The sequence below is a fragment of the Streptomyces sp. NPDC058086 genome (assembly GCF_042885015.1).
GTDB lineage: Bacteria > Actinomycetota > Actinomycetes > Streptomycetales > Streptomycetaceae > Streptomyces.
On record NZ_JBHVST010000011.1, the window covers coordinates 38,021 to 62,546 of the forward strand.

The following is a 24,526-nucleotide window of genomic DNA, read 5'->3' on the forward strand; positions in this document are numbered from 1 at the left end:
CATGCTGCCAACGAGAGCGGTTCTGCTTGTTCGAATCAGCGATGACAAGGCACAGGACGCGAAAGGGGTCGCCCGGCAGGAGGAAGACGGCCGCCACCTGGCCGATCGACTGGGCTGGACCATCGCCGAAGTGGTCATCGAGAACGACACCAGTGCGTACAAAAGGCGCACGATCAAACTCCCCGACGGGTCTACTGGCCTGCGCACCGTCCGGCCCGGCTTCCGGTCCGTCCTCGACAAGCTCGCATCGGGGGAGCGGGACGGCCTGCTCGCCTACGACCTGGACCGCACGGCCCGCGACCCGCGCGACCTCGAAGACCTCATCGACGTCGTGGAATCCCGGCGCCCGCGCATCCCCGTCGAGAGCGTCTCCGGGTCCCTACGCCTCGCCAACGACGCCGACATCACCATGGCCCGCGTCATGGTCGCCATCGCCAACAAGTCCTCCCGCGACACCGCGCGGCGCGTCGCCCGCAAGCACGAGGAGCTCGCCAAAGAGGGCAAGTGGAACGGCGGAGGCTTCCGCGGCTACGGCTTCAGCACCGACGGCCACCAGGTCGTGCCCGCCGAAGCCGCCATCCTCGTCGAGATCGGCAGCCGCATCCTCGGCGAATGGGATGGCTGGACTCCTGAGCAGCGGGCGAAGATCACGGAAGAGACGGGCGAAAGCCTGCACTCCATCGCGGAGGACCTCGAGCGGCGAGGCGTCGCCAGCGCCACAGGAGCGCCCTGGAGCGCCCGTAGCGTCGGCTCCGTCATAGGCAAGTCGTCCGTCGCCGGCCTGCGTTCCTACAAGGGCGAGGTCGTCGGCAAGGCCGTCTGGGACCCGATCATCCCCGAGGACAGATGGCGGCGGATCTGTGAGCGTCTCGCCATGCGCGCCGGGACGACCGACCTCACGCTGCAGCGCTGGCTGAACGGGTCACTCCACTGCTCACGGTGCGAGCACCCTCTTGAGGGCGCCTTCGGAAACGGCGGCCCGCGGTACTGGTGCGCCCCCAAGGGTGGCGGATGCGGAAAGATCGCGGTGAAGGCGTCGTTCATCGAAGACGAGGTGGAGCGCCAGGTCCTCGAGCTGCTCGGCACGCCGCGCGTCCTCGAGCAGCTGCGGCACGCAGCTGACACCGAAGTCACGGGCGATGCACGGAAGGAACTCGCCGAGGACGAGGAGCAGCTGAAGCAGCTGGCCAAGATGTGGGCGTCCAAGGAGCTCGGTTTCGCGGAGTACCGCGAGGCCCGGAGCATCATCGAGGCGCGCGTCAAGGAGTCCCGGGCGCTGCTCGTCTCCCGTGCCCCGCGGGTACTGCGCTCACTGCTGGCCGGCGACGTGCAGAGCGGATGGATTGGGCTCACGCCGGCCGACAAGCGGGAAGTTCTGCTCGCCCTGCTGCCCAGCGGATACAGGGTGCTGCCGCATGATCGCAGCCACGGCAACAAGTTCAACCCTGCACGACTGGTGCCGCTCGACTGAAGGCGCGCACAGCAAGGCCCCCGCCGTGATGGCGGGGGCCTTCGTTCTTTCAGGACTGCGGGCGAGGGCCTGCGTTGGGATGGGCGCTCTCCAGGGCCAGCCCTTCCCGGCGAGCCCTGTGGAGCCAGCCGCGGACCGTCGCGGCGGAAACCCCGTGCCGGTCGGCGAGCACCTGCGCCGGGTTCGACGAGCCCGACTCCTTGGCCTCCATGTACTCGGCTGCCCTCTGGGCCAGCTGGAGCAGCCCGTTCTTCCTGCGCAGCCCGTTGCCGCCCGTCACCCCCGCCAGCTCGGGGAACTTCTGGTCGACGATCAGCTTTGCCAGGTCCTCCGGGGCCACGTTCTGCCCGTATGGACCCCCGCCGACCAGGCGCCGCTCCGCCGCCGCCTTCGCCGCCTTCTCCCACCGGATGACGGGCAGGTCCTTCAGGGGCGTGTCTATGCCGTGGAAGGACAAGACGCGGTAGCTGAGTACGCGGAGCGGCTGTCCAGGGATCAGGCCGAGCTCGAAGGTGACGTGCACGTCGAGCTCAGGGTCCTTGACGTGTACGTCCACCTTCCGTGCATCGGTGCCGGTGACTGGCCAGACCTCGGGGTCTTCGGCTTCAACGTCAAGCGTGGGGGTGCGTGCGGGCATGCGGTCATCGTCGTCGATCTCGCGCCGCGAGTGCAACACGCAGTGCCAAGTGTGTGTTGCACGGGCTACGCGAGCGATCTAAATACTCTGCCTGTTTTTGTTGACCTCACTCATGCCGTTAGTGTTGAATTCAGGCATGGACATCGAAGCCCTACAGAGGGTTTCCGAGGTGCGACGCATGCTCGCTTCAGGGCAGGCCCGCGAACGCCGGCTGAGTCTCCGGATGTCCCTGCGGGAAGTTTCGACGGCCCTGGGCATGACGCCAGGAAGCCTTTCCCGCTGGGAGTCCGGACAGGTTCAGCCGCGGGCGGGAGCTGCACTCAAGCTCGCCGACATCCTCGGAATCGCCCGCGCCGAGAGCCGGGACAAGGTCGCATGACCGCGCCGGAAGGGACCCCTCGCACGCACCGGACGCTCTCCGACGTCTACGCCGAACGGCCTCTCTCTACCGCACAGGTGCGCCGCATCGTCGCCCTGCTGCACCTCACCGACAAGCCCGCCAGGCGCGCGGAGGAACAGCGCCCCGAAGCCGCCTGAAACGAAGTCGGCCCCCGCCAGGACGACGCGCCAACGTCGACCGGCAGGGGCCTGATCCAACCCGCACGCGCCGAAGCCCCGGGCTCATCGCTCGGCAGCGACCCAGGGCTTCAACGACAGAAAGGACTGAAGCCATCATGGCAGACCCCGAAGCCTTCGACGAGATTGCCGCCAGCCTCGCCGACACCAGCGCCTTCTACGGTGCCGTACAGGAAGCGCGGGCCAAGCTGCACCGCGAGCACCCGGGCGGCGTCGACGTCACCCTGATCGGTCACGAGGCGTGGCGCCAACTCACGCCGGTGCAGCAGGCGCAGGCGCTCGACGGCCTGTTCGTCGCGTACATCGTCCGGCTCCACGACGAGGAGCGCGCCGCCAAGCTCAACGCGGCTGCCGCCGAGGTGAAGACGTACCTCGAAGGCGACGACGAGCACATGCTGCACGACGCCCTCGGCGCGGTCCGGCCGATCGGCGAGGACACCGAGGTGAATGGCATCTGCGCCTCCGCCCTCGCCAACGTCCTCGACGAACTCGACCTGCTGCGCCACCGCTTGGCCATGGCCAAGCGCGACGACATCTGAGCCGCCCCGGCCGCGTCCACCCGGGCGCGGCCACCGCCCATATCCCTCGCGAGACCGCAAGAACAGGCACCCGCACCGGCCTCGCCTCGCGAACGGACGACGCAGTGCAGAAAAGGAAAAGGGCCCGCGCCACCGGGCCCCTCACGACGACACAAACGCCGACTTCCTCATCAACGAGTGTATCGGCGCAGCAGCTCGTGCAGCCCGGACTTGTTCACGGATCCGCCGAGTTGCCTGTCGTCCGCCCTCTGCCTATCTCGACACGCGGCCGTATTGAGACCGCCGTGCGCTGCCCCAGCTGCGACGGATGGCACCGCCATGTCGGGCTAGGCCAGCGGCGGGCCCCGTGCGGAGCCCTCTACCGAATCCAGCCTCGTAACGCCACGACCGGGAGCACCACGTGAGCAGGAAGCCGAGCCGTCGGCGGCAAGCAGTTCAGGGAGGTGACCTGTGGGCGTTCGCCTGATCGTCGAGATCCTCGACCACTGGCAGGACATCGGCCTGACGCCCGGTGAGCGCGGCGACCTGATCGTCCTGGCCGAGAACGCCAACGACTCCAGCCGCGAGACCTGGGGTGCCGTTCACGCCCCGCACATCCTGAAGCGGGCCGCCAAGACGCCCGCTTCCTGGCGGATCTCGATCAACCGGCTGATGAAAAAGAAGGCGCTGGAGTTCGCCCTGCGGGGCGGCAAAGAGCTGCGCGGCTACACCGGCCAGCACGCCGTGTACCGGATCGTCGAGCTGTGCCCCGACCCCCCGCACAGCGGCTACAAGGGCCACTGCACCAAGCCCGTTGCGACTTCAGATGACGGAGTCGCAAGCGACGCTGCAGCCGCGGACGGCGAGGAAGCGGCGGCAGATCTGCCACCTGAGACCGTCAGTCCGACAGACGCAGAAGAGGGTTATCCCTCAGCTAACCCAGTCGACGGAGATCCAGAAGAGGGTTATCTGACAGCTAACCCTGAGGGTTATCTGACAGCTAACCCTGAGGGTTATCTGACAGCTAACGCAGTCGAGGGACTGGGTTATCTGACAGCTACAGAGAGGGTTAGCGGACAGCTAACCCCTACTCCTCTTGTCTCCTCTTTTGATCTCTCCTCTAAAGACTCCCCCTCCTCCTCCGTGGCTGAGGACTCCTCGAGCGTGACCGACACGGTCACGGTTGCCGAGGAGGGAGGCGGAGGCGGGGATTCCTTTTCTTCAGAAGATCAAGAACAAGACAAGCCGCTCGCCCGCGCCGAGTCGTTCGTCGACGGCCTCGACTACCGAGGCAAGCAGCCGGGACAGACACGGCGAGCCAAGCTGACCATCCGTGTTGCTGCCGCCTTCAAGGCCGGCTGGACCGAGAACGGGCTCCGTCGCTACCTCGACATCAGCGACGACCCCACCGTCCGCTCACCTGCCTCGGTGTACGCGCACCGGCTCGGGGAGAAGGAGCTGCCCGCCGCTGCTCCTGATAGCGCTCTGCCGCCCGCCTGCTGGGACTGCCTCGGCATCGATCCCGCGGCAGCTACGGACCTGGCGTTGCGCGTCAACCCCATCACGAGCGACCCGTGCCCCAACTGCCACCCGGCAGCTGCGGGACAGAACCCCACGGTTCCGCCTGTCTGCGACGCGTGCATCCGTGAGAACCCGGCAGCGCAGTTCAACATCCGTTTCCGCTACCGGGTCATCGACGGTGAGCACCAGGGCTGCCCCGACTGCCACCCGACCTTGGTTGCTCGCCAGAACCTCACCGGCACGGACGCCAAGGTCGCCGGCTGGATGGCCATCGCCGAACAACTCCGACAGGAAGGACAGCAAGGCGGCGCCCCTTCCAAGACCGATCAGCGCGTCCGGCAAGCCGTCGAGGCGGGCAAGCGCGTACAGCGCCAGCAGGGCCCCCAGCTCGGCCGCCACTACGACAACAGCGTGTGGCAGGAGCCCGCCGACCCCGCCAAGGCAGCCAAGATCCCCCACTGCGGCAACCCCAACTGCGACCCCGTCACACGGCTGAAGACGGAGCCCGACTGGACGGGCGACCCGCGCACGTCCGTCTGCGGCAAATGCCACCCCGCGATGAAGCTCTGAACGGAGACTCATGCCCACTCAACCCCCCAGTCGGAATGCGGAGCGCACGGCTCCGCAGATCGACTACAGCGACGGTACAAGTAAGGCGATTGGTATCCGGCGGACGGCCGCGTTCGCGCTGGGCGCCCTCGGCCTGGAGGCCGTGCGGCGCAGCACGCTGCGGGCGCTGCTCCCGAAGGGTGAGACGAAGCTGCGCGGCCCGGTAGCCCGGGAACGCTGGCACCTCGGCGACAGGAACGGCCTCGGCAAGAACAAGACGTCCGTGGCGTTCGGCCAGGTACTCCATCAGTTCGAAACCCAGGGGTGGGTGGAACGCACCCCGGAAGTCGTCATCGTCCGCGACCGCCAAGCCCTGCTCAGCTTCGCCATGGAACAGCAGCCGGCGGTCACCCCGGACGCGCTCAACATCAAGGGCGCGATCACGGCGATCCGCAATGACCTTCGGCGGGCCCGCGACACCGCTGACCCGGAGCAACTCGAGCAGCGGCACGACGAGATCAGGGCCCTGCTGTACCTGCTGCACGCACCCGCGGTCGGATCCGGCGCGGGCCGCCGCAACACCCTCACCACGACCGCCCAGGAGACAGCGTGACGATCCAACCCATCGAGACCAGTTACGACGGCCACCGATTCCGCTCCCGCCTCGAAGCGCGCTGGGCCGTCTTCTTCAACGCCCTCGACATTTCATGGGAGTACGAATCACAGGGCTACTTGCTCGATGGCACGCCCTATCTCCCGGACTTCAAGCTGCTTCTCCCGGACGGCCGCACCGTTTTCGCGGAGATCAAGAACGCCGAAGTGAGCGAACACCACGGGGAGCACGTCGACCTCTGCCGATCCCTTGCCCGTGAATCCGGGTCCCCGGTGCTGCTTCTCGTCGGACCCCCCGGCGGCCTGAAGAGCCGGTATCGCATGTACCACCAGTTCACGCCCGACCTGCAGCCGGGATCGTTCACCGCCGCGTTCTTCCAGGACTACGGGCCGAAGCTGGTCACGGCCGATGCCTACTGGTTCCAACAGGCCACGGTCAACGAGGAGACCGGCGTCCTCGAGTTCCAGTTCACCGACCGACGCGCCGCCAAGGCCTTCGGGATCGGCGTGTGCGACGCCGTCAATGCCGCCCGCGCTGCCCGCTTCGAACACGGCGACCGGGGCTAGCAGCTGGCCCCGCTCGTACCGGGGCCAGCCACCCGTCATCACACCACGAAAGGAGACCGCGGTGACGTCCCACGTCGAACAGCAGATAGCCGCCCGTATCGCCCGCGTCCGCGCCGAGGAAGAACGCAAGCGGCGGGAGCGCGAGGAGTGGGCGCGGCGCCGCAAAGCCGGCGTAGCCAAGAGGAACGCCCGCAAGCTCCGCCAGCTGGCCGAACGCGGCCTCGACCTCGCCCCGCCCGTCAACCTCGACAACAGCAGCTTCGCCGCATCCGGGGCATAGGCACACAAACCGCCCGCCCGTTGACCTACGCCCACCGTGAAAGGACGCCGATGCCCGACAACCCCGAGGCGCGTGCCGAGGCCGCCCGGCTGCTGGCCCTCGGACGCAGCGCCGAGTTCGCCGCCTCCCGACTGCAGGTCAGCGCCACGACGATCCGCAGGTGGCGCCGCACCGATCCCGACTTTCGGGCCCTGATGGACAAGCACCTGAAGGGACTTGAGGCGATCGGCCTTCAGGTCATCGCCCGCGGCACGGTGCCCGTGAAGGTGCGGGAGAAGGCGCGCCCCGGCCTGTCGCCGACGGAATTCCTCCGCGCCATGGCGCTGGACCTCGGCCGCATCGAAGCCACCCGCCCTTGACCAGCATTCCCGCCCGTACCGACAGCAACAGGAGACATCATGACCGACTTCAATGGATCCTCGATCAGCGCCCTCGTGCCGGGCGACCGGGAGCACCGGTTCCGTCTGCCGCTCGACAGGTCCAGCGTGCCGCCGAAGACCCTTGCCGCCCTCGACGCGGTCCAGCAGGCGGTGAAGGCGACGGCGGACGCCACCACGCCGAAGGCGAAGCAGGCCGCGGGCGAAGCCGTGCGGACCGCCGTGGACGGCCTGTATGACCGGGCGGCGTCGACGAGCCGGGCGGACCGTGAGCACCACCGCGAGGGCTACGCGTATGCCGCGGCGAAGTTCAACCGGGCGATCGGCGAAGCGCAGGCCGCGCTGCAACTGCTCGCCGACCACGCCCAGCAGTACGGCAACGGGGCGGGCATCGGCTTCGCCGAGGACATGCGGGCCAACTCGCCTGCGGTGCTGCACCTTCGCCTGCTCGCCGACTCGTTCAAGTCCATGCCGGCCGTGCCCGAGCTGGAGGCGTGATGGAGCGGAAGACGAAGGCGCGCCGGCCGACGTCCGCGGAGCGGCACGCTGCCCGTGCACTCGGCGTCGAGGAGCCGACGGAGGTCGTCGAGGACGTCACGCCTACGGCGGCGTTGCATGCGGAGCGGCTGGCGGCCCCGGCGAAGTCGCCGAAGCCGGCCGGGATGCAGACGGCCGAGTACTACGCCCGCCGCGCGACAGGCAAGGCGAGCTGAATTCAGCACCCGGTGAATAGCAGTGCCCGGCCGAGCCCCCATGGCGGCCGGGCACCGCCATGTTCGGCGCGGTGGACTCGTCACGGTACGGAAACAACCGCATGCCCTCCGTGCCCGACTGTCAGGGTGACCGCACGACCGACCGCACCACCAAGGGGGAACCACCCGTGCGCCGCATCCTCATTCCCGTCGCCGCCATCCTGCTCGTCAGCGCATGCAGCGGCCAGCGGGCAGTCACGCAGCCCGCAAGCAGTGAGCCCACGGCGTCGCGGTCAGCCTCCGCGAGCAGCGGGCAGAAGGGGCTCATCGGGGGCGCGCCCTCGCCTCGCGGGCGCCTGGTCGTCGCCATCCCGGCGGAGCGGCTGCCGTACAAGCCCGACGCAGGCATGCCCGCCCTCGACGACGTGCGGGTCATCAAGACGGCCGCGGACCCGTGCGCGATTCCGGCGGACAACTCCGGGGAGCAGGCGCAGCTGATCGGCGCATCATCCGGCGGGCCGGGCACGGTGAACGTGATGTTCTCCTTCACCAACCCGTGCGCCAAGCCTGTGGTGTTCGGCTACAAGGTGACCGCGGCGATCGGCAGCGCCAAGGGCGACCAGGCTGGCGGGGGCGCCGAAGGGACGACGCAGAAGATCGAGCCCGGCCGGACAGTGAAGGCGGTCGTACCCGTGGACGTGAGTACCAACCTGACGGCGGCGCAGCAGAAGCAGCTGTGGGTGGGCTGTACCGAGATCGGCAAGCAGGACCCGGGCTACTGATCGGCGGCGACGCGTGCCCGGCCCCCACCCCACGGAGGCCGGGTACTCGCACTTCAGGGCGCTACTCGCCGTTGAGCGTCTCGGCACGCAGGGCGAGATCTCTCAGGATGACCGCTGACGTCTTGTCGGGTTGGGTGGCGTCGTACTCATGGGCCAGTTCCAGGTAGGCCATTGAGAAGCAGGCGATCATTCTGCCGACAGCAGGAATCATCTCGCGCGCCATGGCGTCGGCGACTGCCTGGGGAGTGGCGTTCCCGGGTACTTCGAACTTCGTTGGGATCATCTCGCGGACGAACGCGTCGACCGTGCCGTCGATTTGGATGTCGGTTCGGTCGGGGTCCTCCGTGAGGAGCTTTTCCCACTCGGCCCCCTTGGTGAGGATGCCGATGACACGCCGCATGATCTCTGAGGTCTCCATGCGTGGAGCCTAGATGCGGCTGCGGGCTCCAGTCGGCGGCGACCGCCTAGGTAGTCAACTCACCACCACATAATTACTGTTATGTGGTACTCATGACTGATGGGGGTCAACGACCCCGAGACGAGGGGGAACTGATCATGAGTGAGATCGTCGTCCGGCCCGGAGGGCAACTCGAGGCCTCGACGCGCAGCGCGGCCGACGACTGGCCGCAGGAAGCCATCGACTTCGCCAACGAGCTCGCCGAGCACTACCCGCACGGCGACCCGCTGCCCGCACTCGCCGGCGCATGGATCGCCCGGCAGAGGACCATCAACACCCGCGCCACGTACATCCGTCAGTTCCGCGTCTGGGACCAGTACGCGCGCAGCAGGGGCGCCCATCCGCTCGAGGCTCAGTTCCCCCTCGCCGAAGCGTTCTCCCGCTACCTCGAGACCGCGCCCACCATGCGCTCCGTCAAAGGCGGCAAGCGGGGCGAGAAGGCGCCCGTCGGCCCGCCCCGGTCGGACAGTGCCCGCGCGAACCTGATGTCGGCCTGCTCGTCCTTCCACGCCTACGCCGTGCGCGCCCGCCGGGAAGGGTCCGACCCGTTCGAGCTCGTCGCCCGCCCCGACCTTGAGCAGGGCGACTCGAGCACCCGCGGATCCACGGAGAAGGAGTCGGTCATGCTGCTCGCCGCGGCCCGCTCCGACTCGCCGCGCGCCTACGCCCTGCTGCTCGCGATGTACTCGATGGCGCTGCGCCTCGACTCCGCCCTGAGCGCCCGCGTGGAAGACCTCGGCTACGACGAGGGCCACCGCACGCTGAATGTCCGCCTGAAGGGCGGCCGTAGGAAGCGCAAGGCTGTCCCGCCCGCTACCGGCCATGCCATCGACTTGTACCTCGATGGCCGCACGGAAGGCCCGCTCTTCCAGACCGCGGCCGGCCGGACGCTCGATCCCAAGTACGTGTGGACGCTGGTCCGTCGGCTCGCCGGCGAGGCGGGGATCAAGAATGCGGCCACCTTCCATCCGCACGTTCTCAAGCATGACGCCGTGACGCACGCCCTTGCCGCGCCCGGGGCGAAGCTGCATGTCGTGCAGGACTTTGCCGACCACAAGGATCCGCGCACGACGAGGCTGTACGACCAGAAGAGCAACCGTCTCGACAGCAGCCCGGGCTACGGGATCGCCGCCCGCATCGCCGAGCAGCTCGCAGACGAGCCGCCCGCGTAGCCGTCTGGGCAGCACAGGTCACCGATACAGGGGTGGGCACCAGCGCCCACCCCTGCGTTATGCGCTGGCTGTGGTGTCTCATGACGTTGGTTCCACGGAGTGTTGGAACATGAACTGATGCACGACAGTGTCACGGCAAGATGCTCCGCATGAGTAATGCAGTAGGGGCCGTCGTTGCGGCCATAGCCGCAGGCGTATTCGGCATCGGGGGCGCCTTCGCAGGCATCTACGTCGGCCGACGTCAGACCACAGACCAGGCCCAGGTCGAACATGGCCAGTGGCTCCGGGGTCAGCGTCAAGAGGCTTACGTCCAGTTCCTCAATGCGTGGGAGGAAGCGCTCGCCCAGTGCCGGGGGTACCGGAAGGAAGCAGAGGAGTACTGGCACTTGATGACGGAACAAATCCCGGACTTCGAAGGCGCTGGTGAGGAAGCGATGTTGGAGTCGGTCACCACCAGCATGCAGCAGGCATTGGCCAAGGTTCAGCCCCTCCTGGAGCGGGTGCAGATCCTCGGCCCTACCCGCGTGGAACGAGCGGCTACAGAGTTGAACACCACGCTGGTCGATATGCAGAAGGACCTGTTGTTGAACGTGCCAGGCAACGGGCCGGCGGGAACGTCTTTGGAGGAGTTCGATCGGGCGTCGTCATGGGCGCCGGAGCAACGGCAGATGTTCGTGAAGGCGTCCCGGGACGTGATGCGGGCCGCGCCCCGGCCGGGTGAGGGATGACCGCGGCACCAACCTCATGAGACAACACGGCTAGCGCGGGCGGGGTTGCTGCGGCCAGCGTCGTCGACAGCGGCCGCGCGCAGTTGCTCGCGTTCCTCGGCCGTGAGGGCGAGCACTGCGGAGAGATCTTCGGCGACGGCCGCGGACGGTACCCGCTGCCCGGCCTCGAGCAGCCACAAGTGCCCCTGGCTCACTCCTGCCCGCCGTGCCGCCTCCCGCTGCCCCATGCTGGCCCGTTCGCGCGCGGCGCGCAGCATGGGGCCGAGCGTCTCGGGTGGCGTGCGCCTCTCTCGGATCACGGTCATCCCGACTCCCATTGGCAACCTGATAGGTAGCCATCAACCCAATGATGCCTTTGATTCATCATCCACGATCAACTGGAGCCTTCGAATCGTAGGTGAACTGGAGTATCGTTCAAGTAGGACGAATCGAGTACAGCCGCAAGCCAGTCGTTCCATCGGGCGTGATGCCTGACCGGGCGTGATGCCCACGGACATGAGGCAGCGGATGTAGGGCGTGGCGAACGAGCGGCCCATGGGGAGCCGCGTGGCCATCGCGTGATGCGAGCGCCGAGCGAGACGAGCGGGCCGACCTCGAGCCCGCGGGATACGTCCGCACCAGCCGCCACCACGCCCGGAGTTCCCGTGTCGCGTACCTTCAATGGCCCCCGTTTCCGCGATCAGCGGCGCCTGGCCGGCCTTTCCGTACACGACGTCGCCGCCCGCGTCGGGCGCTCCTGCTGGTCCGTGTACGCCTACGAGCAAGGCAAGGCGACGCCACCGATCCCCGTGGCGGACGCCCTCGCCGACTCCGTGGGCCTGCCCCTCGAGCGGTTCCTCGCCGACGACCTGAAGGCGGCCTGAAGTGGCCGGCTCGTTTCGCATAGCCGAGGGCTACGTAGAAGTAACCGCAGATGAGACCGCCTACGAGCGGTCGATGCGGCGCCTGCAGTCGTCGAAGAACAAGGTCGACGTCCGCGTCGGGTTGGACGACAAGGACGCGCTCGCCCAGCTCGGCCGCTTCATGCGGGACCGGGCGCTCAAGGTCACCGTCGACCTCGACCGGACGGCGCTCTCTCGCCTGGAACTGCCCAACCGCACCGTCAGCATCATCACCGAACTGTCCGACGCCGCCCGCCAGCAAGCCGAGGAACAGCTCGTACACCTGACGCGCGACCGCACGGTCCGCATCATCGCCGACCTCGACACCCGGGCTGCGGCCGACGATCTCGCACTCCTCACCCGGGCGCGCACCACCCGGATCACGGCGGACGCCGATACCCGTTCCGCAGCTGATGATCTGGCGCTGCTCACGAGGTCCCGCACCGTCAACGTCCGCGTGGACGTGGACCGGTCCGTGCTCGGCATCCTCAGCAGCGTAGGTGGCGGCGCCGGGTCATCCGTCGGTCTGCTGTCGTCCCAGTTCGCCAGGCTCGCCGCGGCAGCCATGAGCGCATTGCCCAGCGTCCTTTCGCTCGGTTCGGCGATCGTCCAGATGGGTCCGGCTGCGGCGCTCGCTGCGCCCGCCCTCGGTTCCCTGATCACTGCTGGGGCGACCCTCAGCCTTGGCCTCCACGGCATCGGGGACGCGTTCAAGCAGGCGTTCGCTCCAGCCTCGAAGTCGGCCAAGAGCGCGGCCTCGTCGATCCGGCAGGTCGAGAACGCTCAGCGCAGCCTGGCGAAGGCTCAGCAAGGTGTGAAGGACGCAGAGGTCCGGGCGGCCGAGGCCCGCGTACAGGCGGCCCGGCAGATCGAGGACGCCCAGCGAAGCCTCAAGTCCACCGTGTCCGACGTCGCGGACGCCAACCGGCGGGCAGCGGAGCAGGTGGCGCAGGCCGAGCAGGATCTCGCCGACGCCCAGAAGTCGGCCCGTCAGGCGCAACTGGACCTGACCGCGGCCCGCAAGGACGCCGCCCGGCAGCTCGAGGACCTGGCCAACCGGCAGAAGGACACAGAGCTCGACCGCCGTGACGCGGTGCTTCGTGTCCAGGACGCGCAAGAGTCGCTGAACAAGGTTCTTGCCGACCCGAAGGCCACTCAGAAGCAGCGGGCCGAGGCGCAGCTCACCTATGACGAGGCCGTCCAGCATCTTCAGGAAGTCCAGCTCGAGCAGGAGCGGCTGACGAAGGATGCTGCCGACGCGAACAAGGCGGGCGTCGAGGGGTCCAAGCAGGTCACGGACGCCAAGCAGAAGGTCGCCGACGCCAACCAGGCGATCTCCGACAAGACCCGGGCCCTGAAGGACGCGGAGATCGAGGCATCGCGCACGCAGGTAGCCGGCGCCGAGAAGGTTGCCGCCGCGGAGCGGGCCGTCTCGGATGCGCGGGCTGCTGCCGCGAAGGCGGCCGTCGACGGCGCCCGGCAGGTCGCCGACGCGCAGCAGGCCGTTGCGGACGCGGCGCGCTCGGTCGCCGACGCGCAGACGGCAGGCGCGGCAGCAACGAACAACGTCGCCAATGCCATGGCGAAGCTGTCGCCGAACGCGCGGGCGTTCGTCAACGCTGTGAAGAACCTCGCGCCCGGGTTCTCGGCGCTGCGCATGGACGTGCAGGACCGGTTGTTCCGCGGCCTCGGTGACTCGCTGACCCGTATGGCGACCGCAGCCATGCCAGCCGTGCGGTCCGGCATGGTGGGAATGGCGGGCGTGCTGAACGGCATGGCCCGCAACCTGATGGACACCTTCACCCGCCTCGGCAACCAGGGCTTGTTGAAGCGGATGTTCGACGGTTTCACGAACGGGATGAAGCCGCTGACGAAGGTGCCGGGGCAGCTCGGGCAGGCGTTCGTGCAGTTGTCCATTGCGGCAGCGCCCGCGTTCGCGCGGATCACCAAGGGGATCGCCGGGGAGTCCGACAAGATCTCGGACAAGCTGTCGAAGGCTTTCGAGTCCGGCCGGCTGAAGACGGCCATCGATCACGCCGTGGACCTGGCGAAGCGGTTCGGGCGGGTAGTGGCCGACGCGTTCGGGGCGCTGGGCAACATCATGGGCGCCGCCCAGAAGGCTGGCGGGGACGCGCTCACGACGCTCGGGAACGCGTTCAAGGAGCTGCGCCGGGTGACCGGGCTGCCGGAGATACAGGGCGGTCTGACGTCCATCTTCGGAGCGCTGCACGACATCGCGGGGACTCTGATCGATGTGGTGGGGGCGGCTCTGGTCGCCCTGGTGCCGCTGGTGAAGCCGTTTGCTGACGCGCTGGGCGGTCTTGCCAGGTCGGTGAGGGGCCCGCTGATTGACTTCTTCCACTTCATCGGCGACCACCAGACGATCTTCGGGGCGCTCACTGCGGGCGTCCTCGCGATCGTCGCCGGGATGAAGCTGTGGGCGCTGGGCACAGCGGCGGTGACGGCCGCGCAGGCGCTCCTCAACACGATCATGGACGCGAATCCGATCGGCCTCGTCGTGCTCGCCCTGGCCGGCCTGGCTGCCGGGTTTGCCTACGCCTGGAAGAACAGCGAGACGTTCCGGGACATCGTCAAGGGCGTCTGGAACGAAGTGATGGGGTTCTTCTCCGGCACGTGGGACCTGATCAACAAGTACATCGTCCAGCCGTTCCAGCACCTCTACGACATCCTCGTCGGGCACAGCATCATCCCCGACCTCGTAAAGGCGATCGTCGGCTGGTTCACGTCACTGTGGGACAACACCAAGAAGATCTTTACGACGCTGAAGAACTGGCTCGTGAGCACGTGGAACGCGCTGTGGGATGGCGTGCGCACGAAGTGGAACTCCTTCTGGTCCGGTCTGAAGTCGGCGATCTCCGGGGCGTGGACGACCGTGAAGAACGGCGTGTCTGACCTCAAGAACGGCATCACGAATACGTGGAACAACCTCTGGAACGGGGCCCGCGACAAAATCTCGGGGATTTTCTCCACGATCAGCGGGAAGATCAGTTCGTTCAAGTCGTCCATGAAGACCGCATTCTCGACCCTGCGCGACAGCCTGGGCACGATCTGGGACGGCGTGAAGTCCAAGATTGCCTCGCCGGTCCGGTTCGTCGTGAACACGGTCTACAACAACGGCATCCGCCGCATGTGGAACTCCATCGCCGGACAGATCAGCTCGAAGATCACCCTGCCGTCGATCAGCCTCGGCTTCAATCGCGGCGGCGTCGTCCCCGGATCCGGCAACCGGGACACCGTTCCCGCGATGCTCACCCCTGGCGAGCGCATCCTTTCCAACCAGCAAGTCGCAGCCCTCGGCGGACATCGAGGCATCGACGCGATGCTGGGCAAGGACCGGCCGACGGGAACGGGCGGCAATCCGACAAGCCAGCAGGAGCGGCGGCGCCACCAGGCGACTCAGGGCTTCGGAGACGGCGGCATTATCGGGAAGGTCACGAGCTCGATCGGTGGGGCGATCAGCTCGGCCGCGTCATGGACCAAGGATCTCGTGCTCGGCGGACTGAAGGCTGCGGCGCAGAAAGCCCTGTCCGCTCTTGTCCGACCGCTCATCAATCAGATTCCGGGGAGCGGTATCGGGAATCTGATGCGCGGTCTGGCGAATAAGGCTGTGGATGGAATGCTCGGTTGGTTCACGACCGAGGACAAGAAAGCCGTGGGCGGGCCGGCCGTACAGCGGGCATTGGCGTGGGCGCGCACCCAGGACGGAAAGCCCTATCAGTGGGCCGGAAATAACAACCCCAGTTTCGACTGTTCGGGTCTGATGTCCGCGATCGAGTCCGTGATCCGCGGTGAGAGTCCGCACCGCCGTTGGGCTACCGGGGCGTTCAGTGGGAGCAGCGGCCCGCCCGGATGGGTGCGGAACCTGAACTCGCCCTTCGAAATCGGGATCACCAACGCGGGCGTCGGCCACACCGCGGGCACGTTGGCTGGGGTCAATGTGGAGTCGCGCGGCGGCGACGGCATCGTCGTCGGGAAGCGGGCCCGCGGCTACAACGACCCGCTGTTCACGTCCCGGTGGGGCTTCAAGCCGGCGACCCAGTTCGACTCCGGGGGGCTGCTCGCCAAGGGCGCCACGATGGCCGTGAACAACACGGGCCGCCCGGAGAGGATCCTCGACCCGCGGCAGACCGAGTTGTTCGAGCAGCTGGTGAGCGGCAAGGGCGGGGGCGTGACGATCACCTTCGGGGACGTCGTCATCAAGGACGCCAACCTGACCAGCCCTGCAGACCGTAAGCGAGTCGTGGGCACGCTGATCGGAGACATCAAGGAAGGCCTGCGGCTGTACGACAAGGCGAGGGCCCGATGAGCGAGCCCACCGTCCTGCGCTGGCGGCTCCCCTTTGCTCCCGTCGACGGGGCAGGCCGGCCTGTCGTCTGTCCGACGTGCGGCGTAGGCGAGCGCCTGGTGCTCGGCATGGACCTCGACGACCACAGCGACGAGCCGTCGTACATGACGTGCCCCTCCGGGCATTCGTGGCTCGACGAACGCTTCACGCGGAAGTACGGGGCACTGTTCCTGGCGGACATTCTCGACGCGGAGCCCGGGCTGCTCGCCCACCTCGACGACCTGCAGCGCGAGCACGGGGCCGCCTGACGCCGAAGGCCCCGACCGGGGATGATCCGGCCGGGGCCTGTTCCCGCCCGCCCCGAGGGGGCGCCGTCGGCGGGCGGGAGTTCAGTGGCGCAGAGATGCCTGGGTGGTCTGGATCGGCACCCTCTTGCACAGGTAGACGTGCCGGTAGATGGTGATGCCCGCACCCGAGGACGAGGGCATGTCGTGCTCCGTGTACTCCTCGTCGTCCTGGATCGACTGGTCGCAGCGTCCGCAGATCTTCATCGCCGCGCCTCCCGCATGAGCCGGTTCAGGCCCCTGCCGACCTCGCACAGGGCGGCTTCGTCCACGCACTGCTCGCACGTCGGCGCGTGCTTGTGGAGGGCCTGGAGCGCGGCCTTGCTGGTGCAGGGGTGGCAGCCTCGCGGGAACCAGCGGACGGGCTGTCCAGCCCGGGATGCGGCCCGCTCGCCGAGGTCGACGGCGGTCGCCGAGGTGAGGGGAACGCCGTCCCATACGCAGGTGGTGCCGCGCACCTGCTGCTCGGTGAGCTTGGCGAGGCCAGGCAGTGCCAGTAACTCGAGCACGTCGATTGCGGTGCCTGTTTCCATGCTCACGCCTCCCGGGCCACGGTGATCCGTCTCACATACGTGACCGTAGGAGCGCTCGAGCCCGACCGAGGACCGGAATCCGGTCCCCTCCCTCACGCGGCCAGGATGCCGATCTCCATTGCCAGTTCTGATGCGCGGCGGCGGCGGTCGGCCTGCTTGGACTCGACTTCTTCGAGGATGATCCGCCTGGCGTACCCGTTGTAGGCGATCGTTTCCGAGGCGGCCTCGTAAGCCTTGGCCAGCGTCGCGATGGCCACGTCCGGCTGTCCGTCCAGCTGGTAGGCGCGCGCCTCTTCGATCCGGTGACGGGCCCGCCTCGGCCGGGACTTGATCGTCATCGTGTCCGCTCGAGCGGCCTGCCGGACAGATTCCCCACCTTGGTGCAGCTCGACGGCCACGGTGACCGCGTGGGCGCCCATGATGGCCTGCGAGAAGCTGGTGACCGGGTGGTAGTAGTCGGGCGCCAGGCGGTCGGCCATGTCGTTGGCCTTGTCCCAGTGCCGCCAAGCCGTCCCGGTCTCCCGCCGGCGGGCCGCTGTGTAGCCGAGCTCGAACTCGAGGGCGCCCGCAATGGCGAGGACGTCATCGCTCGCGTCGGGCAGGAGCGGCTCGAGGTACCTGACCGCCTCGAGGTTCACCGCGTCGGCCGCGTCGTAGTGGCGGGGGCCGGAATCGCGGTGCGCTTGGGCCATGAGCCATGCGGCGACGCCGATGGTGTGCGGGTCCTCGGACTCCTGCGCGGCGATCATTCCCCGTTCGGCGACGCGCCACAGCAGGCTCGAGTCGGGCTGGTAGGCGATGAAGAACTGGCTGAGGCTGTACGACTGCGCGAGGAGCCCCTGCGCCAGGCGCCGCTCGAGCGCCGTGTCCGACTGCCGCACGAGGGCCTGCGCGTCACGGATCAGGTCCGGCAGCAGCTTGCCGATGACCTCGCGATGGTTGGGCGCCTCATGGCGGGCCGTCCATGCCCGGTCGAGGCGGGCCTGAAGGTGCGCGACGGGCGGCGCCTCCACGGTGGCCGTGAGGGGGAAGGAGTCGATCGCCGCCTTCACCGCGGCGAGACGCGGATGCCCCGGGCCGATGAACAGATCGACGTGCGCTTCGGGGAGACCGGTGAGTTCGGCGAGGTCACGCACCCGCAGGGTCTCAGCGATCCGCATCACCATCTCCAGCCCCGGGGCCTGCTGCTGCCCGTTCTCGATCTTCTTGAGGGTGTGTGGTGAGACGCCGATCAGGTCGGCGAGTTGGGTGCGGGTCATTCCGCGGCGCTCGCGGAGGATCTGTACCCGCTGGCCGAACTTCAGCGGGTCGGCGTATGGGTCGGGGGTAGCATCTGAAGGCACGGTCTCGCCCCAATCTCTGAACAGGTCGCACTGCCAGAGTAGGGGCGAGGCCTTTTGCATGTGAGGGCCTCCGGACATGAAGAAAGGCCCCCTGCGTGGTCGCATGGACCATTCAGGGGGCCTCATCGTGCTCAGACGGTTGCGGTCTTCGCCCAGTCTGCGAACGCCTGCCAGGCGGGCTCCGCGAGCCGTACACGGGCCCGCTCACGGCATTTGGTGTCCCGCACGAGGACGGCCGCCGTAGGCCGCGCCCACTCGACGCACGCCCCGGAGTCGGTGTACGTCGACGTCTTCCAGATCAGCGGGCCGTTTTCAGCCTGCGACACAGGGTCTCCCTCGTTCCGTCGATGAGTTCCAGCGACTCCCCGACCGGCAGCGCCAGGTCGAGAAGCCGATCCCATCCAGAAGCGTAGGCAGCCACATCCTCCGGGCGGGTGGTGATCTCGGAAGATGTCAGCGACTCGACGAACACGGCCCGCTGCCCGGCTGCCCGGTACAGCGTGAAGGCCCCAACGAGCCCCGGGTGCGCCTCGATGCCCTGCGGCAGGATCCGCAGCGTCAGACGCGGCTGCAGCGCCTCGACGGCGAGCAGGTGCTCCAACTGGTCGACGAGCGCGGCATATCCGCCCACGGGCCGGTACAGGGCGCCCTCGTCGACGATGAACGTGGTGGCAGCGCCCAGCTGGTCGATGCGCCGACGGCGGACGTCTGCCCGCTCGCCGACCGCCTCGAGCGGCAGGGCCGGGCTGGTCGACCGGATCGCCTCGCACGCGTAGGCGTAGGACTGCAGGGCGCCCGGTATCAGCAGCGGCTGCCAGCCCTGCACGGTGTCAGCCGCGGACTCGATGGCGGCCAGGCGGGCGATGTGCTCGCCGAGCGTCTCGGCCGGCGACTCCCAGATGGTGGTCAACGGCCGATCCTCTCGGGCGTCGGGCGGGTGCCCGCGGTGCGGGTGCGGCGCCAGGCGTTGTGCATGCGGCGGCCGACGCGCAGCCGCAGCTTGTCGCCGAGGCAGCGCGGGCACATCTTCGGCTTGCCGAACCGCTCGATCTCGCCGACTCCGCCGCACTTGCGGCACGGAGCGAACGGCCGGACGGCGCACAACACTGCGTAGCCGCCGAGCCAGAGAATGAGCGCGGCCATAGCAAGGAGCATGAGGTCTCTTCCCCTCTGAAGTGGGTGTTTCCCGTTTCCTGGAGGCACCCCTGCTAGACGCTAGATGCGTGCTCAGGGGCGCTTTTTGGTGCTAGCGGGGCTGCTAGACCTAGCGGGGTGGGGTGCTAGGTCTAGCGGCGGTGCGAGGGCTAGGCGGCGACCCGGTCGGCGTTACGGCGAGTGATGGCGGCGACCACGTCGGCCCGCTTGATGCCGCGCCGGTTCTTGCCCTCGCCCTCGTCGGTGGTGCCCCACACCTGGCCCGTCTTGACGCCCCACGGCTTCAGGGCGGCCGTGACGTTCTCGGCTGTCCATCCGTCGTAGACGTCGGGGCGCAGCTCGGCGAGGTGGGCGGCAATCCGCTCGTTCCACACCTGCTCCTCGTCGGCGCCCACGCACTTGAGGATGTCGCCGAGCAGGTCCATGCCGACGGTCTCGGCCGGGCCCTCGCCGATCGCGTGGCCGGTGATGTTGCCGTACTCCTCGCGCAGCCTCCGGGCACGGGCGACAACGAGCTCGGCCTTGGGGGCGTCGACGAACGCGGAGGCCACGATGCGCGGGTCGTCACCCTCGCCGGCCATGTAGCAGATGCCCAGGTCACGGCGGCTGAACATGGTGGCGCGAATCCCGGACTTGTAGGCGCCGGTGGACAAGACCATGTCGTTGGCCTGGTGCCCCATGACCTTCAGGCAGAAGCGGAGCACGGCGTTCGCGGAGATCCCGGGCGGCAGGCTCTTCGCGTCGGGGCGCTGTGTGGCGTACATGCCGATGATGCCCAGCGCCGGGCCGCGCTTCGTGATGTCCGTGCAGATCGACTCGATCTCGGCCCCGTGCTTCTCGTGCTCGAACAGCACCTGGCACTCGTCGATGCCGATACCGATGGGGTGCAGGCCAAGCGACTTGTCGTTGGCCAGAGCGGGCGTGACCTTGGACTCCGGGCAGCGGGAGCGCGGCAGAGACTTGATGACCTTGGCGCGGCGCCGCAGCTCGGCCTTGATCTCCCGGAGGGCGTGAAGGATGTACTCGATGTCCTCGTCCTCCTCGCCGGCCCGGTAGCGGTGGGCGACCGGTTCGAGGGCGCCGAGGTCGCCGGTTCCCTTCAGGTCGAAGGCGAGAATCCAGGCCCGCGGGTCGAGGGCGCAGATCAGCAGCAGCAGCCTGAGCAGGAACGTCTTACCCATGCGGGGGATGGAGCCGATCACGATCGAGGCGAACATGAGGGTGACCTCGACCCACCGCATCCGCTGGTCGTTGCCGAACACGATCGGCCGGAACAGGTCGACCTGCCCGTCCTTCAGCAGCGGCCAGGCGGGCTTGGTGGTCTCGTTCATCGGCTTGTCGCCGACCCACAGCACCAGGCGCCCTTCGTGCTCGTTCTCGTCGCCGGACGGCCACACGCAGCCGACCTTGCGGCGCAGGCCGGAGGCGAGGGCCTCCCGCTTGTCCATGACGTCGTCCGGGGTGACGCCGTAAGGAAGGTCGAGGTCGGCCCGGTAGCCGGGCCCGTCGCGGGTGATTTCGCTGGTGAAGCGCATCCCGTCCATGTCGCCGCCCTTCTTGATGGCGGCCGAGATCTTCGGGCTTCCGATGGCGTCGAGGGCGCGCAGCACGATCGATCCGGTGAGCTTCTGCAGCTCAGTGCGCATGACCGCCGGGCCGATGACCGGGGCGTCCGGCTCCTGGCCGAAGTATCCGAGGGTCATCACGCCGCCGGCGGCGAACACCCACAGGAACTCTGGTGCCATGACGTACAGCCAGATCGCGAAGCTGAGGCCGAACACCGCGGCGATGACGGTGACCAGGCCGCGGAGGCGGACCCGGTTGCCGCGCAGGCGGGCCAGGGCAAGGTATTCGTCGACGTCCTCCTGTCGTACCGCGTAGTCGCGTAGCGGGGCGGCCTCGCGGTCCCACAGCCACCGGTTCGTGGAGACGACGAAGCGGCAGGCGCCGCGCGGGGCCATCGCGGACAACTGGATCCCGTACCAGGGGAGGCGCAGGCCGTGGTACGTCGAGGCGTACCCGAGGCGGGCGCCGGTGTGCCTCGCGGACGTGAGGAACTCGCTCCGGTCCTTCAGCCACGGGGGGACGATCGGCCGCCGCTTCTCGGTGTGTACCCCGGGCGCGGGCAGCTTCGGGTTGTCGACGAGTACAGGCGTACTCGGTGTACCTGGCTGCTCGGGTACATCAGGTACGGGCGTACTCGGCGGGGTGTCTGTCGGGGGTGCGAAGGTGTCCGTCATGCTGTGGTCTCCGGTTGCCTTATGGGTGATCGGGTACACGGGGCGGCCGGCGTACCTGCCCGGGTACGGCCGCCCCGTGGCGGCGCTACTTGCTTCCGTTGGCCCTCTTGCGAGCCCGGTCCTTGATGCCGTTGATGCGGCGGTCGATGTCCGGCTGGTGCTCGATGCCGGCGGCGGCCCGTTTCACGCCCTGCGCCTCGATGGCGACGATGCGGAGCTTCTCCCAGACGGTCAGCTTCGGCTTAGGCATCGGTCTCCTCCGGGGCGTCCACGGGCAGGGCTCGGGCGACGGCGGCGGCGCTACGGGCGACGACCGCCCACAACGCGCCGGCCGCGGCGTGGTCCTGCGTCTCGTTATGGCGCCCCTGGCTATAAGCGGCGCTGGTCGCGCGCCTGGCGAGGGCAGAGGCCTCGCGCAGGGCCTCGTCGGCGATGTTGAGGTAGTCCTGTCGCGTCTTTGGTTCGGGCACGGTTGGTCCTCTCCGGTTGCGGGTCGGGTGGCGGTTGCGAGGATCAGCGGTGGCGGCTGACCGTGTTCTGCCTCGGGGTGTGGCGGAGGGCGTCGGACTCGGCGGCGGCGCGGTTCGCGGACGGGCTGGAGGCGCGACGTCCGCAGGAACAGGACCAGTCGAACTGCGCGGCCAGGGCCGGGCGGCGCGAGCTCCACGGGGTGACACGGATCGTGTGATTCATGGGGGGTCTCCCTGGTCTTGGGCCGGGCTGTTCCGGCCCCACCGCACCCCCGCAGTTGCCGCCCGGTGGGAGGCAACTGACGGAGGACGGAAGGGCAGGTCAGTGCTGGTCGCGGCGGCTGGCCTCGTTGCGCATCCACTGCTGCAGGTCCTGCTGCCGCTCGACGGATTCCGGCCGGAGTCCTCCGTCGCCTGCCATCGCCTGGCCCCGGGCGAGGTCCGTGCTGATGCGCTGGGCGGCCTGCCGCAGCTGGTCGGCGCTGTAGTTGCTGTAGTCGCGGTCCGCGTGGTGGGTGCTCATTTGTTCCTCCTGGGTTGATTGCGCGTTGATTGGCTGTTGACGGAAGGGCAGGTCAGCGGTGCAGGCCGATGCGGGCCAGGACGGTGCAGACTTCGGGGTACGACGTCTTCAGCCCGGTCGACGCGGCGAGCGCGGCGACATCGGCGGCGCGCACGTGGCCGTGCTGGCGCTTCATGCCGCGGGCGATACGGGCGATGTACGTCTTGCGCTCACGGGCGGCGCGGGAACGAACGCTCATGGGGGAGTCCTTCCAGGTCACAGGCTGTTTGAGGGGGGCTACTTGCCGCGCTGGTAGTCGCGCCACATGCCGCGCAGGACCAGGACGCAGATCGTCAGGGCGACGACGACCAGGCCGAGGACGGCCGCGAGGATCGCGAAGCCGAACACGATGAACGCGATCAGGACGACGACGACGCTGAGGGCGACCAGGCCGAAGCAGCCGGCGCCGAGGTACGCACCCCACGGGTACGCCTTCAGCGGCTGCAAGGGCGCCTGAGCGACCGGGGCGGGGGCTGCCGGTACGGGCGCGGCGTACATGGGGTTTCCGGCGAGGTCGTAGCCGATCTGCTGCCGCTGCACGGGCTCGGTCATCGCGCCCACCTCCGCGCCTTGCGGGCGAAGTACGGGCGGACGGCCAGGCCGAGCGCGAAGGTCGCGACTACCGGCTTGCAGGCGACGGCCGCAACGATGGCGGCGACGGCCATGAGCAGGGGCGGGAAGACGAACAGCAGACCCAGCAGGGCGCCGAGGAGAAGCCACTTCACGACGTCGCCCCCTGCCTCAGCAGCACCTGCCGGAAGCCGTCCTGAATCTCCTTGGCGCGGGGCTGGCCCACGCTCAACTGCGTCTTGATGGCGCGGATGGACGGGACGTCGCCCTCGAGCAGCTGCTCCTTGAATGCCTCCGCGGCGAGGCCGAGGCCGTACTCGGAGAGCGGATCGCCGTACCCGTCATCCGTCGGGTCGGGCTCCGTCGGGTTGCCGTCCTCGTCGGCGTAGGTGCCGGACACCGTCCAGTCAGGTACGGGCTCGGGTACGTACTCGGCGCGTACCTCGGGGCGGGTACGGGCGTACTCCGCGGCGGGTACAGGTGACGGCTCCGGGATGGCAGACGGCTCCGAGGGGAGCCCGCAGGGCGTCATCAGGGGCAGCAGCCGGACACCCGCAGGTACGGCAGGTACAGCCGTCTCGAGGACCGGGTACACCTCGGGTACACGCTCGACCGTCACGGGTACGGCAGGGGTGCGGTCTTCCGCCGCACCCTTTGAGGGGGACACGGCGTCCCTCTCAACCGCGGCCGTGACGACCGTGGTTTCCTCGTCGGCGAGGCGGTGTACCCGCCACAGAACGAGCGGGGCGATCGCCGACACGGCGACGACGAGCGGCACGTTCACGGGCAGCAGGCCGGCCGTCACGAGGTGGCTCGCAGCGTTCACGCCGATCATCGCGGCGACTGCGGCCAACACGTCACGGTGAGCCCGCAGCGCCCGCACGGTGTAGATGTCGAGGGCGCCCGGAACCGCGGCGGCGACCCACTGGTTGAAGCCAACCTGCCGGGCCAACTCGTACTCGGCCGAGGCCGTAGCGACGAGGGCGAACAGCAGGGCGCCCCACTTCAGATAGTCGTTCTTCATTCGCCCACCTCCGGGGCGGTGGCGCGCTCAATCGCGCAGTTGAAGAGCTGGAGGCCGTGACGGTCGCCCACCTGGTGGGCGATGCTGCGGCCGGCGAGCAGTACGTGGACGGGCGGCAGGGTCCGGGCGTACTTGCCGATTCCCTGCATGGCCGCCCCT

The 24,526-nt window shown here is 68.6% G+C and carries 36 protein-coding genes; 17 read left to right on the top strand and 19 right to left on the bottom strand.

The window, feature by feature from the left end; translation table 11 throughout:
* The first annotated feature begins 1 nt into the window (after nt 1).
* Nucleotides 2-1,471, top strand: coding sequence for a recombinase family protein (locus tag ACFVWD_RS11195; protein WP_389595217.1), 1,470 nt, complete (start codon nt 2-4; stop codon nt 1,469-1,471).
* Between the two features lie 49 nt (nt 1,472-1,520).
* On the opposite strand, the gene ACFVWD_RS11200 is transcribed toward ACFVWD_RS11195, so the two are convergent.
* Complete coding sequence (locus ACFVWD_RS11200) at nt 1,521-2,108, bottom strand: hypothetical protein (RefSeq protein WP_389595219.1); 588 nt, start codon at nt 2,106-2,108, stop codon at nt 1,521-1,523.
* A 136-nt stretch (nt 2,109-2,244) separates the two neighbouring features.
* Here ACFVWD_RS11200 and ACFVWD_RS11205 point away from each other — a divergent pair, with 136 nt between their 5' ends.
* The 11 genes from ACFVWD_RS11205 (at nt 2,245) to ACFVWD_RS11255 (ending at nt 8,582) form a co-directional block, all read left to right on the top strand.
* Complete coding sequence (locus ACFVWD_RS11205) at nt 2,245-2,487, top strand: helix-turn-helix domain-containing protein (protein ID WP_389595221.1); 243 nt, start codon at nt 2,245-2,247, stop codon at nt 2,485-2,487.
* Entirely contained in the window at nt 2,484-2,645 is a 162-nt protein-coding gene (locus ACFVWD_RS11210) for a hypothetical protein (RefSeq protein WP_389595223.1), read from the top strand. Before ACFVWD_RS11205 ends, ACFVWD_RS11210 begins: the two co-directional genes overlap by 4 nt.
* Before the next feature lie 137 nt (nt 2,646-2,782).
* Complete coding sequence (locus tag ACFVWD_RS11215; protein ID WP_389595225.1) at nt 2,783-3,223, top strand: hypothetical protein; 441 nt, start codon at nt 2,783-2,785, stop codon at nt 3,221-3,223.
* A 450-nt stretch (nt 3,224-3,673) separates the two neighbouring features.
* Complete coding sequence (locus tag ACFVWD_RS11220) at nt 3,674-5,293, top strand: hypothetical protein (RefSeq protein WP_389595227.1); 1,620 nt, start codon at nt 3,674-3,676, stop codon at nt 5,291-5,293.
* A 10-nt stretch (nt 5,294-5,303) separates the two neighbouring features.
* Nucleotides 5,304-5,885: a hypothetical protein gene (locus ACFVWD_RS11225; RefSeq protein WP_389595228.1), complete on the top strand. Its 582-nt coding sequence runs from the start codon at nt 5,304-5,306 to the stop codon at nt 5,883-5,885.
* Nucleotides 5,882-6,451: a hypothetical protein gene (locus ACFVWD_RS11230; RefSeq protein WP_389595230.1), complete on the top strand. Its 570-nt coding sequence runs from the start codon at nt 5,882-5,884 to the stop codon at nt 6,449-6,451. Before ACFVWD_RS11225 ends, ACFVWD_RS11230 begins: the two co-directional genes overlap by 4 nt.
* A 61-nt stretch (nt 6,452-6,512) precedes the next feature.
* Nucleotides 6,513-6,731 carry a hypothetical protein gene (locus ACFVWD_RS11235; RefSeq protein ID WP_389595232.1) on the top strand — a complete coding sequence of 73 codons (219 nt, stop codon included), beginning with the start codon at nt 6,513-6,515 and terminating at the stop codon, nt 6,729-6,731.
* Nucleotides 6,732-6,781: 50 nt separating this feature from the next.
* Nucleotides 6,782-7,090, top strand: coding sequence for a hypothetical protein (locus ACFVWD_RS11240; protein WP_389595233.1), 309 nt, complete (start codon nt 6,782-6,784; stop codon nt 7,088-7,090).
* 39 nt (nt 7,091-7,129) lie between these two features.
* Nucleotides 7,130-7,606 (top strand): hypothetical protein, encoded by a 477-nt coding sequence (locus tag ACFVWD_RS11245; protein ID WP_389595235.1) that lies wholly within the window; start codon nt 7,130-7,132, stop codon nt 7,604-7,606.
* Complete coding sequence (locus ACFVWD_RS11250) at nt 7,606-7,821, top strand: hypothetical protein (protein WP_389595237.1); 216 nt, start codon at nt 7,606-7,608, stop codon at nt 7,819-7,821. The genes ACFVWD_RS11245 and ACFVWD_RS11250 overlap by 1 nt, the downstream gene beginning before the upstream one ends.
* Before the next feature lie 101 nt (nt 7,822-7,922).
* Complete coding sequence (locus ACFVWD_RS11255) at nt 7,923-8,582, top strand: hypothetical protein (protein ID WP_389595238.1); 660 nt, start codon at nt 7,923-7,925, stop codon at nt 8,580-8,582.
* A gap of 61 nt (nt 8,583-8,643) precedes the next feature.
* Here ACFVWD_RS11255 and ACFVWD_RS11260 read toward each other — a convergent pair whose 3' ends face one another.
* Entirely contained in the window at nt 8,644-9,000 is a 357-nt protein-coding gene (locus ACFVWD_RS11260; RefSeq protein ID WP_389595240.1) for a hypothetical protein, read from the bottom strand.
* Nucleotides 9,001-9,137: 137 nt separating this feature from the next.
* On the opposite strand from ACFVWD_RS11260, the gene ACFVWD_RS11265 reads away from it, so the two are divergent.
* Nucleotides 9,138-10,211, top strand: coding sequence for a tyrosine-type recombinase/integrase (locus tag ACFVWD_RS11265; RefSeq protein WP_389595241.1), 1,074 nt, complete (start codon nt 9,138-9,140; stop codon nt 10,209-10,211).
* Nucleotides 10,212-10,360: 149 nt separating this feature from the next.
* Nucleotides 10,361-10,939 (top strand): hypothetical protein, encoded by a 579-nt coding sequence (locus ACFVWD_RS11270; protein ID WP_389595243.1) that lies wholly within the window; start codon nt 10,361-10,363, stop codon nt 10,937-10,939.
* A 14-nt stretch (nt 10,940-10,953) separates the two neighbouring features.
* Here ACFVWD_RS11270 and ACFVWD_RS11275 read toward each other — a convergent pair whose 3' ends face one another.
* Nucleotides 10,954-11,244, bottom strand: coding sequence for a helix-turn-helix transcriptional regulator (locus ACFVWD_RS11275; protein WP_389595244.1), 291 nt, complete (start codon nt 11,242-11,244; stop codon nt 10,954-10,956).
* Between the two features lie 339 nt (nt 11,245-11,583).
* On the opposite strand from ACFVWD_RS11275, the gene ACFVWD_RS11280 reads away from it, so the two are divergent.
* The 3 genes from ACFVWD_RS11280 (at nt 11,584) to ACFVWD_RS11290 (ending at nt 16,434) form a co-directional block, all read left to right on the top strand.
* Nucleotides 11,584-11,802 (top strand): helix-turn-helix transcriptional regulator, encoded by a 219-nt coding sequence (locus ACFVWD_RS11280; protein ID WP_389595246.1) that lies wholly within the window; start codon nt 11,584-11,586, stop codon nt 11,800-11,802.
* Nucleotides 11,803-12,721: 919 nt separating this feature from the next.
* The gene (locus ACFVWD_RS11285) at nt 12,722-16,147 is read left to right on the top strand and encodes a hypothetical protein (RefSeq protein ID WP_389595248.1); all 3,426 of its coding nucleotides are present in this window, start codon (nt 12,722-12,724) and stop codon (nt 16,145-16,147) included.
* Nucleotides 16,144-16,434: a hypothetical protein gene (locus tag ACFVWD_RS11290; protein WP_389595250.1), complete on the top strand. Its 291-nt coding sequence runs from the start codon at nt 16,144-16,146 to the stop codon at nt 16,432-16,434. The genes ACFVWD_RS11285 and ACFVWD_RS11290 overlap by 4 nt, the downstream gene beginning before the upstream one ends.
* Nucleotides 16,435-16,515: 81 nt before the next feature.
* Here the strand turns inward: ACFVWD_RS11290 and ACFVWD_RS11295 are convergent, their stop codons facing one another.
* The 16 genes from ACFVWD_RS11295 to ACFVWD_RS11370 all read right to left on the bottom strand — a co-directional run bounded on the left by ACFVWD_RS11295 (nt 16,516) and on the right by ACFVWD_RS11370 (nt 24,516).
* On the bottom strand, nt 16,516-16,677 hold the full coding sequence (locus tag ACFVWD_RS11295; RefSeq protein ID WP_389595252.1) for a hypothetical protein: 162 nt from the start codon (nt 16,675-16,677) through the stop codon (nt 16,516-16,518).
* The gene (locus ACFVWD_RS11300; RefSeq protein ID WP_389595253.1) at nt 16,674-17,003 is read right to left on the bottom strand and encodes a hypothetical protein; all 330 of its coding nucleotides are present in this window, start codon (nt 17,001-17,003) and stop codon (nt 16,674-16,676) included. The genes ACFVWD_RS11295 and ACFVWD_RS11300 overlap by 4 nt, the downstream gene beginning before the upstream one ends.
* A gap of 92 nt (nt 17,004-17,095) precedes the next feature.
* A complete protein-coding gene (locus ACFVWD_RS11305) occupies nt 17,096-18,346 on the bottom strand; it encodes a helix-turn-helix transcriptional regulator (protein ID WP_389595255.1) in 1,251 nt (416 codons plus the stop codon).
* Between the two features lie 131 nt (nt 18,347-18,477).
* Nucleotides 18,478-18,672 carry a DUF397 domain-containing protein gene (locus tag ACFVWD_RS11310; RefSeq protein WP_389595257.1) on the bottom strand — a complete coding sequence of 65 codons (195 nt, stop codon included), beginning with the start codon at nt 18,670-18,672 and terminating at the stop codon, nt 18,478-18,480.
* The gene (locus ACFVWD_RS11315) at nt 18,645-19,256 is read right to left on the bottom strand and encodes a DUF5753 domain-containing protein (RefSeq protein ID WP_389595259.1); all 612 of its coding nucleotides are present in this window, start codon (nt 19,254-19,256) and stop codon (nt 18,645-18,647) included. The genes ACFVWD_RS11310 and ACFVWD_RS11315 overlap by 28 nt, the downstream gene beginning before the upstream one ends.
* Nucleotides 19,253-19,489: a hypothetical protein gene (locus ACFVWD_RS11320; protein WP_389595261.1), complete on the bottom strand. Its 237-nt coding sequence runs from the start codon at nt 19,487-19,489 to the stop codon at nt 19,253-19,255. Before ACFVWD_RS11320 ends, ACFVWD_RS11315 begins: the two co-directional genes overlap by 4 nt.
* A 161-nt stretch (nt 19,490-19,650) precedes the next feature.
* On the bottom strand, nt 19,651-21,741 hold the full coding sequence (locus ACFVWD_RS11325) for a cell division protein FtsK (protein ID WP_389595263.1): 2,091 nt from the start codon (nt 21,739-21,741) through the stop codon (nt 19,651-19,653).
* A gap of 85 nt (nt 21,742-21,826) precedes the next feature.
* Complete coding sequence (locus ACFVWD_RS11330) at nt 21,827-21,991, bottom strand: DUF6257 family protein (protein ID WP_389595265.1); 165 nt, start codon at nt 21,989-21,991, stop codon at nt 21,827-21,829.
* Nucleotides 21,984-22,211: a hypothetical protein gene (locus tag ACFVWD_RS11335; RefSeq protein WP_389595267.1), complete on the bottom strand. Its 228-nt coding sequence runs from the start codon at nt 22,209-22,211 to the stop codon at nt 21,984-21,986. The genes ACFVWD_RS11330 and ACFVWD_RS11335 overlap by 8 nt, the downstream gene beginning before the upstream one ends.
* A 43-nt stretch (nt 22,212-22,254) precedes the next feature.
* Nucleotides 22,255-22,434 carry a hypothetical protein gene (locus tag ACFVWD_RS11340; RefSeq protein WP_389595269.1) on the bottom strand — a complete coding sequence of 60 codons (180 nt, stop codon included), beginning with the start codon at nt 22,432-22,434 and terminating at the stop codon, nt 22,255-22,257.
* Between the two features lie 99 nt (nt 22,435-22,533).
* On the bottom strand, nt 22,534-22,734 hold the full coding sequence (locus ACFVWD_RS11345; RefSeq protein WP_389595270.1) for a hypothetical protein: 201 nt from the start codon (nt 22,732-22,734) through the stop codon (nt 22,534-22,536).
* Between the two features lie 52 nt (nt 22,735-22,786).
* The gene (locus ACFVWD_RS11350) at nt 22,787-22,972 is read right to left on the bottom strand and encodes a hypothetical protein (RefSeq protein WP_358385222.1); all 186 of its coding nucleotides are present in this window, start codon (nt 22,970-22,972) and stop codon (nt 22,787-22,789) included.
* Between the two features lie 38 nt (nt 22,973-23,010).
* A complete protein-coding gene (locus ACFVWD_RS11355) occupies nt 23,011-23,325 on the bottom strand; it encodes a hypothetical protein (RefSeq protein WP_389595272.1) in 315 nt (104 codons plus the stop codon).
* Nucleotides 23,322-23,498: a hypothetical protein gene (locus ACFVWD_RS11360; RefSeq protein ID WP_389595273.1), complete on the bottom strand. Its 177-nt coding sequence runs from the start codon at nt 23,496-23,498 to the stop codon at nt 23,322-23,324. The genes ACFVWD_RS11355 and ACFVWD_RS11360 overlap by 4 nt, the downstream gene beginning before the upstream one ends.
* Entirely contained in the window at nt 23,495-24,367 is an 873-nt protein-coding gene (locus tag ACFVWD_RS11365) for a hypothetical protein (protein ID WP_389595274.1), read from the bottom strand. Before ACFVWD_RS11365 ends, ACFVWD_RS11360 begins: the two co-directional genes overlap by 4 nt.
* Nucleotides 24,364-24,516 carry a hypothetical protein gene (locus tag ACFVWD_RS11370; protein ID WP_389595275.1) on the bottom strand — a complete coding sequence of 51 codons (153 nt, stop codon included), beginning with the start codon at nt 24,514-24,516 and terminating at the stop codon, nt 24,364-24,366. The genes ACFVWD_RS11365 and ACFVWD_RS11370 overlap by 4 nt, the downstream gene beginning before the upstream one ends.
* Nucleotides 24,517-24,526: the final 10 nt, after the last annotated feature.